Source organism: Amycolatopsis sp. cmx-4-61, assembly GCF_046548775.1.
Taxonomy (GTDB): Bacteria; Actinomycetota; Actinomycetes; order Mycobacteriales; family Pseudonocardiaceae; genus Amycolatopsis.
In genome coordinates, this window is sequence record NZ_JAEBEI010000013.1 from 1 (window position 1) to 13,609 (window position 13,609).

Below are 13,609 nucleotides of genomic sequence, written 5' to 3' on the forward strand. Positions count from 1 at the left end.
GAGTGTTTCGGTGGTTATAGCGTCAGGGAAACGCCCGGTCCCATTCCGAACCCGGAAGCTAAGCCTGACAGCGCCGATGGTACTGCAACCGAAGGGTTGTGGGAGAGTAGGACACCGCCGAACTTACGTTGAGGAAGGGCCTGGGCCCGGTAGAGACCACGAGTCTCCCGGCCCAGGCCCTTCCCTCATTTCCGGCCACAGCCGTGTCGACCCCCCAATCACGCGTGTCGACCCTTCAATCACGCGAGTCGACCCTCCAGACACGCGAGCCGACCCTCCAATCACGCCCGCCGACCGGCCCGGTACCCGAGTTCCGCCCCGGGTCACGCGATTCACGACTCGCTCGGCGGCGGTGATGCCTCCCCAGTCACACGTGATGCCCCGGCAGTCACGCGTGATGCCCCGGCAGTCACGCGTGATGCCTCAAGCCGGCCCCCGCCGGCCCAGCGGGCGGCTCCGCAACGGGGACGACAACACCAGCGACGTCGTCGTCTCCCCGTACCGCTGCACCTTCTCGACCAGCTCCTCCAGCTCCGCGGTGTCCCGGCACAGCACCCGCAGGATCCAGCACTCCTCGCCCGTGACGTGGTCCGCCGCCACCACCTGGGCCAGCGGCAGCACCGTCGTGCGGAACCGGGGCGTGTCCAGGCTCCGCACCCGGGCCCGCACCAACGCCTCGATCGGCCACCCCAGCTTCGTCGTGTCCACCCTCGCCGCGTAGCCCGTGATCACGCCGCGCTCCTCGAGACGGCGGACGCGCTCCGTCACCGCCGAGCCGGACAGCGACACCCGGCGCCCCAGCTCCGTGAAGCTCAGCCGGGCGTCGGCCTGCAGGAGCTCCAGCAGGCGCCAGTCGACGTCGTCGAGGTGGTCCACCACAACTCTCCCGGGTTCGCAGGGCCGCAACAGGGAAATCCCCGGCCGTCCCGGGCTTCCACGCCGATTCTGCCCTGTCCCGTAACCGCCTGCCCCAGCAGGATTTACCCCATGACACGCACGCTCGCCTTCCCCGCCGCGGCACCCGAGGCCGCGGTGAAGTACTTCGCGGCCGAGCTCGCCTTCGACGTCGATCCCGACGACCTCGTCCAGGACCTCGAAGCCGGCCGGACCGACGGCTACGTCGTCGTCGAAACCCGCGCGCCGGAGGCCTTCGCCCACTCCCGCATCCCCGGCGCGATCAACCTGCCCTACCGGGACCTGACGGCGGACAGCACGAAACACCTCGACCGGGACCTCGTCTACGTCTGCTACTGCGAAAGCGCCGTCTGCAACGCTGCCACCAAGGGCGCGCTCAAGCTCGCCGAGCTCGGCTTCAAGGTGAAACGGCTCTCCGGCGGCATCACCGGCTGGATCGCCGCCGGCTACCCGTACGAAGGCGACAAAGCCCCGGGAATCCGCTGCGCCTGCTGACCTACCCTGGACGACGTGACCCGAATCCTGATCATCCAGCCGGACGCGTCGGACCCGGTGGGCCCCCTCGGTGACTGGCTGACCGAGGCCGGCGCGGAACTCGACGTCCGCCTGCTGCCGGAAGCCGACCTGCCCGCCGAGCTCGACGGCTACCGGGGCGTGGTCTGCCTCGGCGGCGGCATGGGCGCGGAGGACGACGCCGAGCACCCGTGGCTCGCCGACGTCCGGCGGCTGCTGGCCAAGGCGGCCGGGAAGAACCTGCCGCTGCTGGGGATCTGCCTCGGCGGCCAGCTCCTGGCCGTCGCGACCGGGGGCCGGGTCGAGGTCGGCCCCGACGGACCCGAGGTCGGTCCGCACCTCGTCAGCAAGAAGGACGCGGCTTGGACCGACCCGCTGTTCGCCGACCTGCCGCTCGTGCAGGACGTCCTGCAGTTCCACACCGACGCCATCACCCGGCTCCCGCCCGGCGCCGAACTCCTCGCCTCCGCGCCGCGCTACGCCCACCAGGCCTACCGGCTCGGGCGGTGTGCCTACGGTGTCCAGTTCCACATCGAGACGACGCCCGCGGTCGTCGAGAGCTGGGCCGCCGAGTGTCCCGAGGAAGCCGAGTTCGCGCGGCCCGGTGCCCTCGAGCACGACAACCTGGTCACCGTGCACGCCGACATCGAGGAGACCTGGCGGCCCTTCGCGCACCGGTTCGTCAAGCTGGCCGCCGGAGAGCTCGAAGCCGCCGTCACGAGTCAGCGCACGTTGCCGCTGGCTTAACGACGGAAGTCACAACCAGCAACACGGTGTTAACGCCGGGCGCACCCGTCAGGTACCTTGCGGAAAGAGTCCCCACAAGGGTGCGGAGGTCGGGGTGCAACCCTCGTTGCTGGTCGTGGTCGTCGTCGTCACGGCCCTCATTTTCGATTTCACGAACGGGTTCCACGACACCGCGAACTCGATGGCCACGTCGATCGCCACCGGGGCTCTCAAACCGCGCGTCGCCGTCGCGATCTCGGCGGTGCTGAACCTGGTCGGCGCGTTCCTGTCGGTCGAGGTCGCCAAGACGATCTCCAGCGGCCTGGTGGACGACACGAAGATCGGCCCGGCGATCGTCTTCGGCGGGCTGATCGGCGCGATCGTCTGGAACCTCGTGACGTGGTTCGTCGGGCTGCCGTCGAGTTCCTCGCACGCGTTGTTCGGCGGCCTGATCGGCGCCACCTGGATCTCCGCCGGCGCCGACTCGGTCCACTTCGGAAAGATCGTCGAGAAGGTCCTGGTGCCCGCCGCGGCCAGCCCGGTCATCGCCGGGCTCGTCGCGATGGCCGCCACCTACTGCGTCTACCGCTTCCTGGTGCGCGGCCACCCGGCCACGCGCGGGTTCAAGGTCGGGCAGATCGTCTCGGCGTCGCTGGTCTCGCTCGCGCACGGCACGAACGACGCGCAGAAGACGATGGGCGTCATCACGCTCACCCTCGTCACCGCCGGCAGCCTGCCCGCGGGCGCGTCGCCGCCGGTCTGGGTGATCGTCAGCGCCGCGTGCGCGCTCGCGCTCGGCACCTACCTCGGCGGCTGGCGCATCACCCACACCCTCGGCAAGGGCCTGACCGACATCGAGGGCCCGCAGGGCTTCGCCGCCCAGACGAGCTCGGCGCTGGTCATCCTCGTCTCCTCTCGGCTGGGCTTCCCGCTCTCGACGACGCACGTCTGCTCCGGTGGGATCGTCGGCTCGGGCGTCGGCCGCCGGGACGCGCCGGTCCGCTGGCGGATGGCCGGCCGGATGGTCGTCGCGTGGCTGTTCACGCTGCCCGCGGCCGCGGTCGTCGGCGCGATCTCCGGCAAGATCGCCTCGCTCGGCACCATCGGCACGATCGCCGTGGGCGTCGCCGGCGCCGGGGTCGGCCTCGGCATCTACCTCCTCTCGCGCCGCCACCCCGTCACCGCGCACAGCTTCCACGTGCCCGAGCCGACGCCGGCCGGTGCCGAGCCGGGCCGGCTCGCCGCCTGAGCCGCCTTCCCCGGCTACGGTGGTCGGTGATGGCAGACCGCGCGCGAACGACCGCTTCGGCGGCGAGGTACGGCTTCACCGATTCCCGTGCCGAGGGTCAGTTGCGCGCGGCCGGCTGGTGGACCGACGCCGGCCCGGCCGAGACGGCCGCCGACGTGCTCGCGGCGTTGTCCCGCACCGCCGACCCCGACCTCGCCCTGCTCGGCCTGGACCGGATCCGCGAGGCCGACACCGCCGGGTGGGCCGCCCTCGAAGAGCGGCTGCGCACCCACCGGACCTTCCGCGGCCGCTTCCTCAGCGTGCTCGGGACGTCGAGCGCGCTCGGCGACTTCCTCGCCGCGAACCCGGACCAGTGGCGCTCGCTCACCGGGGACAAGTGCACCGACTCCGCCTGCTACCGCGAGGCGCTGCGCACGGCTCTCCTGGCCGACGACGGTTCGGTGCTCACCGGGCTCAAAGCCGAGCAGGCGCTCAAGGTCGCCTACCGCGGCCAGCTGCTCGGGATCGCCGCGGCCGACCTCGGGCACGTCGTCGAGGCCGGGCTCGACCACCCGAGCTACGCCGAGGTCGCGGCGCAGCTGACCGAACTCGCGGAGGCCGCGCTCGCCGCCGGGCTGGTCGTCGCCGAGGCCGAAGCCGGCGCGTCCGCCGAAGGCACTCTGGCGGTCGTCGCGATGGGCAAGTGCGGGGGCCGGGAGCTCAACTACGTCAGCGACGTCGACGTCATCTTCGTCGGCGAGGGCGACCTCGGTCTCGCGACGCGGCTGGCGAGCACGATGATGCGCGTCGTCGGCAAGGCGTGCTTCGAGGTCGACGCGGCACTGCGGCCCGAGGGCAAGGCCGGTGCGCTCGTCCGCACGCTGGACGGGCACCACGGCTACTACCAGAAGTGGGCCAAGACCTGGGAGTTCCAGGCGCTGCTCAAGGCGCGTCCGGTGGCGGGCGACGCCGAGCTCGGCCGCCAGTACGCCGAGATGGTGGCGCCGCTGGTGTGGTCGGCGGCCGACCGCGAGAACTTCGTCGCCGAAGTGCAGCAGATGCGCCGCCGGGTCGAGGGGCACGTGCCGTCCGAGCACGCCGACCGCGAGCTGAAGCTGGGCCGCGGCGGCCTGCGCGACGTCGAATTCGCCGTGCAGCTGCTGCAGCTCGTGCACGGCCGGGTCGACGCGGACCTGCGCTCACCGTCCACGATGGACGCGCTCGCAGCACTCGGCGAGGGCGGTTACGTCGGTCGTCAGGACGCCGCCGAGCTCGGCGCGTCCTACGAATTCCTGCGGATGATCGAGCACCGGCTGCAGCTGCGGCGGCTGCGCCGGACCCACCTGTTCCCGGCCCCGGCCGAGACCGACGAGCTGCGCATCCTCGCCCGCGCCAGCGGGATCAGGGCCAGCGGCGGCAAGACACAGGGCGAGGCCCTGCTCGCGGAGTTCCGGCGGCACGGCCAGGGCATCCGGCGCCTGCACGAGAAGATCTTCTACCGGCCGCTGCTGCAGTCCGTCGCGAACGTGCCGGCCGAGGCGCTGCGCCTGACGACCAAGCAGGCCGCCAGCCGCCTGGCCGCGCTCGGCTACACCGCCCCCGACGGCGCGCTGCAGCACATCAAGGCCCTCACCGCCGGCGTCTCGCGGCGCGCGGCGATCCAGCAGGCGCTGCTGCCGGTGCTGCTCGACCTCTTCGCCGACACGCCCGACCCCGATGGTGGCCTGCTGTCGTACCGGAAGGTGTCCGAGGCGCTCGAAGAAACGCCGTGGTACCTGCGGGTGCTGCGCGACGAAGGCACGGTCGTGGAGAACCTGGCGTTGCTGCTGGGCACGTCACGGCTGGTGCCCGACCTGCTGGTCCGCGCGCCGGAGGTGCTGCAGCTGATCGGCGATCCGGCCCGGCTGCTGGGCCGCACGCCGGCCGAGGTGGCGACGTCGCTGCGCGCCGCCGTCCGGCGGCAGCCCGGGTTGAACGCCGCCGTCGCCGCCGCGCGTTCCCTGCGGCGGCACGAACTCCTGCGCGTCGCCTGCGCGGATTTGCTCGGCTTGCTCGACGTGCCCGCAATCTGCGAGGCGCTTTCGAGCGTCTGGGTGGCGGTGCTGCAGGGCGCGCTGGCCGCGGCGTTCCGCCAGCGGCAGGCCGAGCTCGGCCGGACGCCGGCGCGCATCGCCGTCATCGGGATGGGCCGGCTCGGCGGCGCCGAACTCGGCTACGGCTCCGACGCCGACGTGCTCTTCGTGTGCGAGCCGGCCGAGGGGGTTTCGGACGCCGACGCCGTGAAGTTCGCTTCGTCGGTCGCGGAGACCGTCCGGAAGATGCTGGGGGCGCCGAGTTCGGACCCGGCGCTGGAGGTCGACGCCGATCTGCGGCCGGAGGGGCGCAGCGGGCCGCTGGTCCGGACGCTGGAGTCGTACCGCGCCTACTACGCGCGGTGGGGCGAGGTGTGGGAGGCGCAGGCGCTGCTGCGGGCCCGGTTCGTCGCCGGCGACGACGACCTCGGCGAGCGCTTCATCGCGATGATCGACCCGATCCGCTACCCCGAGGGCGGCCTGGACGCGACGAAGGCGCGCGAGATCCGCCGCATCAAGGCCCGCGTCGAGACCGAGCGGATGCCGCGAGGCGCCGACGCGACGCTGCACACGAAACTGGGTCGCGGCGGCCTCGCGGATGTCGAGTGGACGGTGCAGCTGCTGCAGCTCCAGCACGCGCACGAGGTCGAAGGCCTGCGGACGACGTCGACGCTCGACGCACTGGCGGTGCTCCCGGAAGCCGGGCTGGCGGAGCAGGCCGAAGCCGACTCGCTGACCGAGGCGTGGCTGCTGGCCACCCGGGTGCGGAACGCGGGAATGCTGGTGCGGGGCAAGGCGGTCGACCAGGTCCCGGGCTCGGGCCGCGACCTGGCCGCGGTGGCCCGGGTCCTCGGGCAGTCGGCCGGCGACGACCCGGGCGAGTTCCTCGACTCGTACCGGCGCATCACCCGGCGCGCGCACGCGGTGGTGGAGCACCTGTTCTACGAGGCCTGACCTACAGTGGGCCGGTGACCGATCGCGAGCCCTTCCGGACCCGGATCAAGGTCCGGCACTACGAGCTGGACACCCTGGGCCACCTCAACCACGCCGTCTACCACTCCTACGGAGAGGTCTCCCGCCTGGAGCTCCTCGAAGCGTCGGGCGCGCTGAAGGGGCTCCAGGGCGTTGCCGCGGTGCTGCTGGAGACGCACGTGGTGTTCCGCCGCGAGCTGCGCGCGGGCGACGAGGTCGAGGTGACGTGCGCGGCGAAGTTCGGCACGGGCAAGACGTTCAAGATGAACTCGGACATCATCAAGCTCGACGGGACGCTGGCGGCGGAGATCACCTGCACGCTGGGGCTGATGGACCTGGAGCGCCGCAAGCTGGTGGAGGACCCGCGCGGCCGGTTCGAAGCGGCCGGCGCGGACCTGAAGCTGCTGTCCGCTTCGGACGACTGATCGCGCCTTCGGCTCAACGCGTCCAGCGGACGGGCTTGTCCTGGTAGTCGCGCCCTTCGGCGTACTTGACCCCCGTGACCTTCTCGCCGGCCGAGGCGGCGTCCAGCCGGCAGGTGTCGAACTTGGCGCCGACGGTCGTGAAGGTCTTCGGCGTGAGCTTGGTCGAGCAGGCGTCCACGGACCCGGTGATGAAGGCGCCGGTCCCGCTGCCGTCGGCGAGCACGGCGCGCACGAGCGGCGGGTTCTTGGTCGCCAGGTTCGTGCCGCCCAGGTTTTCCAGCGTCAGGCGGATGTAGTACGGCACCATCCCGTCGGCGTTCGAACCGAACTTCTGCCGGAAGCTCGCGACGTCCCCCGCTTCGACGGCGGTCACGGTGACGCCGAGGTAGCCGTCCTGCCACGGCACCACCGCACGTTGCCCGAGCTTCAGCTCCGCACCGGCGGCCGTGATGTCCTTGGGCACGACGGTACTGGGGGGCGCGGCAGAGCTGCTCGAAGCCGGAGTGGCCCGGTCGTTGCCACCGCTCCCCGACGACGTACCGCAGGCAACGAGACAAAGGGCGGTCCCGCCCGCGACGAGGGCGTGCTTGATCCGCATGGCAATGCATCCTTCCGCTGGAGATCACCGCGATTCTGGACCAACCGGACAGCGGCGGATGACCCGGGGTTGATCTTCGCGGCGAGGCGGAAGACGAGAAACGCCGGCGGCGAGGGCTGTTCGCTCCTCGCCACCGGCGTGTCCGGGGGCCTACCTGATCACACGTCGTAGGTCTGCCACGACCAGGCGTTTACTTGCGGGCTGATCGTCGACACCCCTGCTGACCTGCTGGTTGTCGGTCGTCGTTGGTCGTTCTTGGTCAACCCTGGCGGACGTCTGACGGCCTGGAGACGGACTGCCGAGGTGGCAGTCCGCCCCGTCTTCCTCGCCCCTGCCGCTGTTAGCACCGGCTGCCGGGGTCAAGGGGGAGCGCAGCTCATCGCGCAGCGACGCCGGAGGCGCCCTTGAGGCCGGTGGGCTGGTGTTAAACGATCGCCAGCGAGGACCGGCCGACGCGGTGACCGTTAGTCACGACAAGTCAGGTCAAGTTAAGCCAAAATAAGCCAAGTTAGGCCAGAACATGCCGAGCGAGTTGTGGGGTGTACGTACACCGCCGGGGTTACAGTGACGCAGCCGGAGTCCGTATACGGAATTCGGAACGCGTCGCCGGAGCCGTCTTGAAGGACAGCCCCGACGACGAGTTGCCGCAGGTCAGCGCTGGTACCAGGTTCCTACGCCTAGCAGGACTAGCACGACCACGGTTACCGCCTGGTTCACCGTCAGTGTCACCTTGCCGGTGATGCTGACGGTGAACCGGTTCTTCCGGCCCCGTCGTGACATGGGCCTTCACCTACCTCATCCCCTGAGGCACAGCGCGGGCGATGTACCCGGCAGCGTCGAGAGCCAGGGGCGCTTCCTCGACGGCCGTCCGAGGAAGCGACTGGAGCAGGCTTCGCAGCCAGAGTAGAAGCCCGACGATGCGGCAATCGGGAAGACACGCGGGGCAATGTGTATGCGCGTGGCGCTCGCATCAACGTAGTCACGGCGGCGCGCCGCACACTGGATGCTCCGGCGGCTTGCCCGGCGGCCGGCGGCCGGAGCGGAGCGGCAGGCCGTCCGTGACGCGTGCGGGCGGGCCGCCGAACGGCAGGTGACGAGCGCGCCGCCGCTGGCGGTGCCTTGATCCCATAGAGCCACATTCGGCAATGACCGTGCCGCTGCGTCATCGTGGGAGGTGGTCGACGTTGGTAGACGCTGAGGAGAAGCCCCGTAGACTGGAGTCACGCAGACCCGAGGAGGCAGAGCGGTATGGCCGATCTCAAGAGGGGCGCGCGTGTGACCCACGACCCGCGCGACCGGCTGGTCGCTGACCTCAAGAAGAAGTACGAGCGGGGTGCCAGTATCCGGGCATTGGCTGAGTCCACAGGGCGCTCCTACGGCTTCGTGCATCGAGTGCTCCGTGAGAGCGGCGTTCAGATACGTGGTAGAGGCGGGGCATCGCAGTCATTCGTAAACGCACGTGGCGGCAGTAAAGAATCGAAGTCATCTGGAACCGCACGTGGCAGCAATAAGAAATCGAAGCCATCTTCTGGGAACACTCAACGTGCGCATGCCCGTCGTCTGCTGGACGCTCTCCCGGATTCTCGTGTAGCTGACGCTGTCGCTTTGCTGCGGGGACTCACTGAATCAAAAGAGGTCAACCAAACGCGCAGGAAATTCCGTACAGTCGGCGTTTTCGACGGAGAATCCGACCTGGGTAGGCGTGCTAAAGAAATAGCTCGGGAAGAATTCAGTAAAACCTCGGAAAAGACGGCGTGATAATCGTCGACACTGGCCCGGTGGTTGCGATGGCCAATCGTCGAGACGACGATCATGAACGTTGCACTGAACTGCTAACAAAAACTCCTGAGCAATTAATTCTCCCTGAGGCCATTGTTGGAGAGATTGGATATATGCTTGGAACTAGAGCTGGACCAAAGGCGGAGGCAAGCTTCCTTTGTGATATTGCAGATGGTTCGTACATCGTGGCGTCTATGCATGTCGACGACTTTGTTCGAGCGGCAGAATTAGTGGAACAGTACGCAGATCTACCCCTTGGTACTGCCGATGCTTGCGTCCTAACGGTGGCGGAGCGGCTCGGTATTACTCGTATCGCAACCTTAGACAGGCGACACTTCTCTATAGTGCGGCTTCGTCATGCGGCGTCGCTTACCCTCTTGCCATAGGGGCCATATGTACGGTTGCCAAGCTGGCGAGGGCGTCGGTGATGGCCCCGGCTGCATTGAGGTTGGACTTCTTACCGGGCTTGTTCGCATATCCGATTAAGCGGACCCCTGCGGCTTGTGCGGCTTCGATGTCGCTGGTTGAGTCGCCGATGAACACGGATTCACGGTGAGTGACATCGAGCGCCGCAACGGCCTGGTTCAGGAGGTAAGGGCTTGGCTTGAGTAGTGCGACGTTCGGAGGCGCGGGTACACGCGGTCCGGCGGACGCTCGGCGATCGCTACGGCGTCATGGTCCCGCTCGGCGCTGGCTGTGGGCTTCGCCAGGGTGAGGTGTTCGGCTGGTCACCGGACGACATCACCGATGGCTCCGACATGCTGCGGGTGGAGCGTCAGTTCAAGATCGTTCGCGGCCGGATGGTCTTCGCGCTGCCCAAGCATCGCAAAACGCGGGAGGTGCCGTTGTCGACGGAGGTCCGGACGGCGATCGAGGAACACATGGAGCGGTTTCCGCCTCTCGCGGTGACGCTGCCGTGGGAGGTGCCTGACGGCAAGCCGGTGACGGTTCGGCTGCTGATCTACACCCGGGAGAGCAACCAGCTCCACTGGCACTCCTTCAACCACCACACCTGGAAGCCCGCGCTGCGGGAGGCCGGGGTGAAGACGCCAGGCCGGGCGGATGGCTTTCACGCGCTTCGGCACTTCTACGCCTCGGCGCTCCTGGACGCGGGGAATAGCATCAGGGCACTCGCCGAGTACCTCGGCCACGCTGACCCGGCGTTCACGCTCCGCGTCTACACGCACCCGATGCCGTCAAGCTCGGAGCGGACGCGGCGGGCTATCGATGAGGTGTTTCGCCGAAGGGACGCCGCGTGAGGCGGCACATATATAAGGAACGGGACGGCGGTCGGGGTGTTCCCCTCGACCGCCGTCCCGTGTCTGGTGGGCCGTCACCTGGTGACCTTCACGGCCTGGTGACGGCCTGGTGGGGGCTCGGACCAGTGAAATGCCTGGTCAAAGCCCCGCGCCGATCAGACGTCGTAGTACAGAGCGAACTCGTACGGGTGCGGGCGCAGGCGCAGCGGGTCGATCTCGTTCTCGCGCTTGTACGAGATCCACGTCTCGATCACGTCCGGGGTGAACACGCCGCCCTCGAGCAGGTACTCGTGGTCGGCTTCCAGCGTGTCGAGGACCGTGCCGAGGTCGCCCGGGACCAGCTTGACGTCCTTGGCCTCCTCGGGCGGGAGCTCGTAGAGGTCCTTGTCGATCGGCTCCGGCGGCTCGATCTTGTTCCGGATGCCGTCGAGGCCGGCCATCATCATGGCCGAGAACGCCAGGTACGGGTTGCCCGAGGAGTCCGGGCAGCGGAACTCGGCGCGCTTCGCCTTCGGGTTGTTGCCCGTGATCGGGATGCGGACGCACGCCGAACGGTTGCGCTGCGAGTAGACCAGCGAAACCGGGGCCTCGAAGCCCGGCACCAGGCGGTGGTAGGAGTTCACCGTCGGGTTCGTGAAGGCCAGCAGGCTCGGGGCGTGCTTGAGCAGGCCGCCGATGTAGTGGCGCGCGGTGTCCGACAGGCCGGCGTAGCCCGACTCGTCGTGGAACAGCGGCTGGCCGTCCTTCCACAGCGACTGGTGGCAGTGCATGCCCGAGCCGTTGTCGCCGGCGAGCGGCTTCGGCATGAACGTCGCCGTCTTGCCCGCCGCGAACACCGTGTTCTTCACGATGTACTTGAACAGCTGCAGGTCGTCGGCCGCGTGGAGCAGCGTGTTGAACTTGTAGTTGATCTCGGTCTGGCCGGCGGTGCCCACCTCGTGGTGCGCGCGCTCGATCTCGAAGCCGATGTTCGTCAGGTTGCGGACGATCTCGTCGCGCAGGTCGGCGAAGTGGTCGACCGGCGGGACGGGGAAGTAGCCGCCCTTGAACTTCGTCTTGTAGCCCAGGTTGCCACCCACCTCGTCGGCGCCGGTGTTCCACCAGCCCTCGACGGAGTCGATCTCGTGGAAGGAGGCGTGCTCGGCGGAGTCGAAGCGGATCGAGTCGAAGATGTAGAACTCGGCTTCGGGACCGAAGTAGACGTTGTCGGCGACGCCGTACTCGGAGATGTACTGCTCGGCCTTGCGCGCGATGTTGCGCGGGTCGCGGCTGTACGCCTCACGCGTGAAGGGGTCGTGCACGAAGAAGTTGAGCGCCAGCGTCTTCGCCTTGCGGAACGGGTCGATCCGCGCCGTCTCCGCGTCCGGCAGCAGCAGCATGTCGGACTCGTGGATGGACTGGAAGCCGCGCACCGAGGAGCCGTCGAACGCGAGACCCTCTTCGAAGGCTTCTTCGGTGAAAGCCTTCGCGGGAACCGTGAAGTGCTGCATCACGCCGGGCAGGTCGCAGAACTGGACGTCGATGACCTCGACGTCCTCATCGGCGATGAGGCGCTGGATGTCGTCTGGAGTAGTGGGCACCCTCGGTGACTCCTTCTCGTTCGAGCTCGTACGGCAGTGCTCTCTTCGGCTCACGCTAAAAGTGCGGTGTTGCCCGACCGTCACCCGTATGTTTCGCCGGTGTTAACGGGTGGTCGATATCGGGTATCCGACCAGGTCGGATGTGGTCCACGCCACCGGCATACCCTGGACGGGTGGCGAGATGGACGGGTGAATGGCTGCCCGGCACCGGCGACGGCGGTCAGAGTACTGATCAGCACGGCTCGCGGTGGCCGGGCGAGAAGTTCGGTTTGCCCGAATCGGGCGTCGGCTCGGCGGCGAGCGGGGGCGCGCGTCTGCTCGGGCTGATCGTCGACCTGGTCGTCGCGGCCCTGGTCACGGCCATCTTCCTGCACCCCAGCCTGCAGGACCCGGCCGCGATGCAGCAGTTCAACCTCTGGTCCGGCGGCGTGTGGGCGGCCATCTCGGTCATCTCCGCCGGCTTCTTCGGCTTCACACCCGGGATGGCCGCCGTCGGCATCCGCGTCGCCCGCCTCGACGGCGCCGCGCTGGTCGGCCCGCTGCGCGCGCTGGTCCGGGCGGCACTGACGTTCGTGCTCATCCCGGCGGCGGTCCGCAACGCCGACGGCCGCAGCTGGCTCGATCGGCTGACCGGCACGGTGGTCATCCGGATGCGCTGACCGGCGCCCGGCCGCCCGCGGTTGCGGTCGGCGTCGCCCGGCGGGGTGGCCGAACCGGCGACCAGCGCCCTGCCGAACGTGAAAGGCCCCGTCCGGGATCCGGACGGGGCCTTTTCTTTGCGCGAGGGTCAGCGGCGGCGGATCGTCCGCTGGACGTTGCGCATCTTCGCGCCGGCGGGCATCGGGCCCTTCGGCAGCGCCGCGCCGCGGTTGCCGAGGGCGGCCAGCTTCGCCTCGAGGGCGTCGACCTGGGCCGGCTTGAGGTTGCGGGGCAGCTTCATCAGGTAGCTCTGGAGCTTCTTCAGCGGGAGCTGGCCGTCTTCGTGGCCGATCGTCACGTCGTAGATCGGCGTGTCGCCGATCAGGCGGGAGACGCGCTTCTTCTCCTGGGCGAGCAGGCTCTTCACGCGGTGCGGCGCGCCTTCGGCGACCAGCACGACGCCGGGGCCGCCGAGGACCCGGTGCACCGCGTCGAGCTGCGTGGTCGCCGCGACGGTCGGCGTCACCTTCCAGCGGCCGCGCAGGTTCTCCAGCGCCCACGCCGCGGCGCCGGGCTGGCCGTCGGCCTTCGAATAGACCGTCTTCTGGACGCGGCGGCCGAAGATGATCATGGCGACGAGGGCGCCGAGGATCAGGCCGAGCGGCAGCAGCACCCACTGCGCGTCGAAGAAGAAGCCGATCCCGAACAGGACGCCCGCGACGACCACGATCGCCCCGGCCATCCAGGGGATGAGCCACGGGTCTTCCTTGCGCTGCATCTTGAAGGCCTCGAAGAGCTGGCCGCGGCGGGCCTTGCTCGCCGCGCGCTTCTCCTTCTTGGCCTGCTTGGCCGCTTCCTTGTTCTTACCCGAGTCCTGCTGTCCCGCCATATGACCAGGATACG

General features: G+C 69.1%; 12 protein-coding genes, 1 rRNA gene and 2 pseudogenes. 10 read left to right on the top strand and 5 right to left on the bottom strand.

The window, feature by feature from the left end; translation table 11 throughout:
* Positions 1–6 precede the first annotated feature (6 nt).
* Positions 7–123 (top strand): 5S ribosomal RNA (gene rrf, locus ACLJOU_RS30260).
* 300 nt (positions 124–423) lie between these two features.
* Here the strand turns inward: rrf and ACLJOU_RS30265 are convergent.
* Positions 424–876 (bottom strand): Lrp/AsnC family transcriptional regulator, encoded by a 453-nt coding sequence (locus tag ACLJOU_RS30265; RefSeq protein ID WP_410572049.1) that lies wholly within the window; start codon positions 874–876, stop codon positions 424–426.
* A 111-nt stretch (positions 877–987) separates the two neighbouring features.
* Here ACLJOU_RS30265 and ACLJOU_RS30270 point away from each other — a divergent pair, with 111 nt between their 5' ends.
* The 5 genes from ACLJOU_RS30270 to ACLJOU_RS30290 all read left to right on the top strand — a co-directional run bounded on the left by ACLJOU_RS30270 (position 988) and on the right by ACLJOU_RS30290 (position 6,851).
* Positions 988–1,410: a rhodanese-like domain-containing protein gene (locus ACLJOU_RS30270; RefSeq protein WP_410572051.1), complete on the top strand. Its 423-nt coding sequence runs from the start codon at positions 988–990 to the stop codon at positions 1,408–1,410.
* Between the two features lie 15 nt (positions 1,411–1,425).
* Positions 1,426–2,175 (top strand): type 1 glutamine amidotransferase, encoded by a 750-nt coding sequence (locus ACLJOU_RS30275; RefSeq protein ID WP_410572053.1) that lies wholly within the window; start codon positions 1,426–1,428, stop codon positions 2,173–2,175.
* Positions 2,176–2,269: 94 nt separating this feature from the next.
* The gene (locus ACLJOU_RS30280; RefSeq protein WP_410572055.1) at positions 2,270–3,403 is read left to right on the top strand and encodes an anion permease; all 1,134 of its coding nucleotides are present in this window, start codon (positions 2,270–2,272) and stop codon (positions 3,401–3,403) included.
* 29 nt (positions 3,404–3,432) lie between these two features.
* Positions 3,433–6,408, top strand: a complete 2,976-nt coding sequence (locus ACLJOU_RS30285; RefSeq protein ID WP_410572057.1) for a bifunctional [glutamine synthetase] adenylyltransferase/[glutamine synthetase]-adenylyl-L-tyrosine phosphorylase — start codon at positions 3,433–3,435, stop codon at positions 6,406–6,408.
* Between the two features lie 14 nt (positions 6,409–6,422).
* Complete coding sequence (locus ACLJOU_RS30290) at positions 6,423–6,851, top strand: acyl-CoA thioesterase (protein ID WP_410572059.1); 429 nt, start codon at positions 6,423–6,425, stop codon at positions 6,849–6,851.
* A 13-nt stretch (positions 6,852–6,864) separates the two neighbouring features.
* Here ACLJOU_RS30290 and ACLJOU_RS30295 read toward each other — a convergent pair whose 3' ends face one another.
* Complete coding sequence (locus ACLJOU_RS30295) at positions 6,865–7,314, bottom strand: hypothetical protein (protein ID WP_410572061.1); 450 nt, start codon at positions 7,312–7,314, stop codon at positions 6,865–6,867.
* Between the two features lie 1,383 nt (positions 7,315–8,697).
* Between ACLJOU_RS30295 and ACLJOU_RS30300 the strand changes: the two are divergent.
* Positions 8,698–8,892: pseudogene (locus ACLJOU_RS30300) on the top strand (helix-turn-helix domain-containing protein); the annotation flags it as partial.
* 344 nt (positions 8,893–9,236) lie between these two features.
* The gene (locus tag ACLJOU_RS30305; protein ID WP_410572484.1) at positions 9,237–9,614 is read left to right on the top strand and encodes a type II toxin-antitoxin system VapC family toxin; all 378 of its coding nucleotides are present in this window, start codon (positions 9,237–9,239) and stop codon (positions 9,612–9,614) included.
* Here the strand turns inward: ACLJOU_RS30305 and ACLJOU_RS30310 are convergent.
* Positions 9,598–9,825: pseudogene (locus tag ACLJOU_RS30310) on the bottom strand (HAD family hydrolase); the annotation flags it as partial. The gene ACLJOU_RS30305 and the pseudogene ACLJOU_RS30310 overlap by 17 nt on opposite strands.
* A 14-nt stretch (positions 9,826–9,839) precedes the next feature.
* Between ACLJOU_RS30310 and ACLJOU_RS30315 the strand changes: the two are divergent.
* A complete protein-coding gene (locus ACLJOU_RS30315) occupies positions 9,840–10,487 on the top strand; it encodes a tyrosine-type recombinase/integrase (protein WP_410572063.1) in 648 nt (215 codons plus the stop codon).
* 155 nt (positions 10,488–10,642) lie between these two features.
* Here the strand turns inward: ACLJOU_RS30315 and glnA are convergent, their stop codons facing one another.
* Positions 10,643–12,067, bottom strand: coding sequence for a type I glutamate--ammonia ligase (gene glnA / locus ACLJOU_RS30320; RefSeq protein ID WP_410572064.1), 1,425 nt, complete (start codon positions 12,065–12,067; stop codon positions 10,643–10,645).
* Positions 12,068–12,336: 269 nt separating this feature from the next.
* Here glnA and ACLJOU_RS30325 point away from each other — a divergent pair, with 269 nt between their 5' ends.
* Entirely contained in the window at positions 12,337–12,726 is a 390-nt protein-coding gene (locus ACLJOU_RS30325) for an RDD family protein (protein ID WP_310976043.1), read from the top strand.
* A 128-nt stretch (positions 12,727–12,854) separates the two neighbouring features.
* On the opposite strand, the gene ACLJOU_RS30330 is transcribed toward ACLJOU_RS30325, so the two are convergent.
* Positions 12,855–13,595 (bottom strand): DUF4191 domain-containing protein, encoded by a 741-nt coding sequence (locus tag ACLJOU_RS30330; RefSeq protein ID WP_410572066.1) that lies wholly within the window; start codon positions 13,593–13,595, stop codon positions 12,855–12,857.
* Positions 13,596–13,609: the final 14 nt, after the last annotated feature.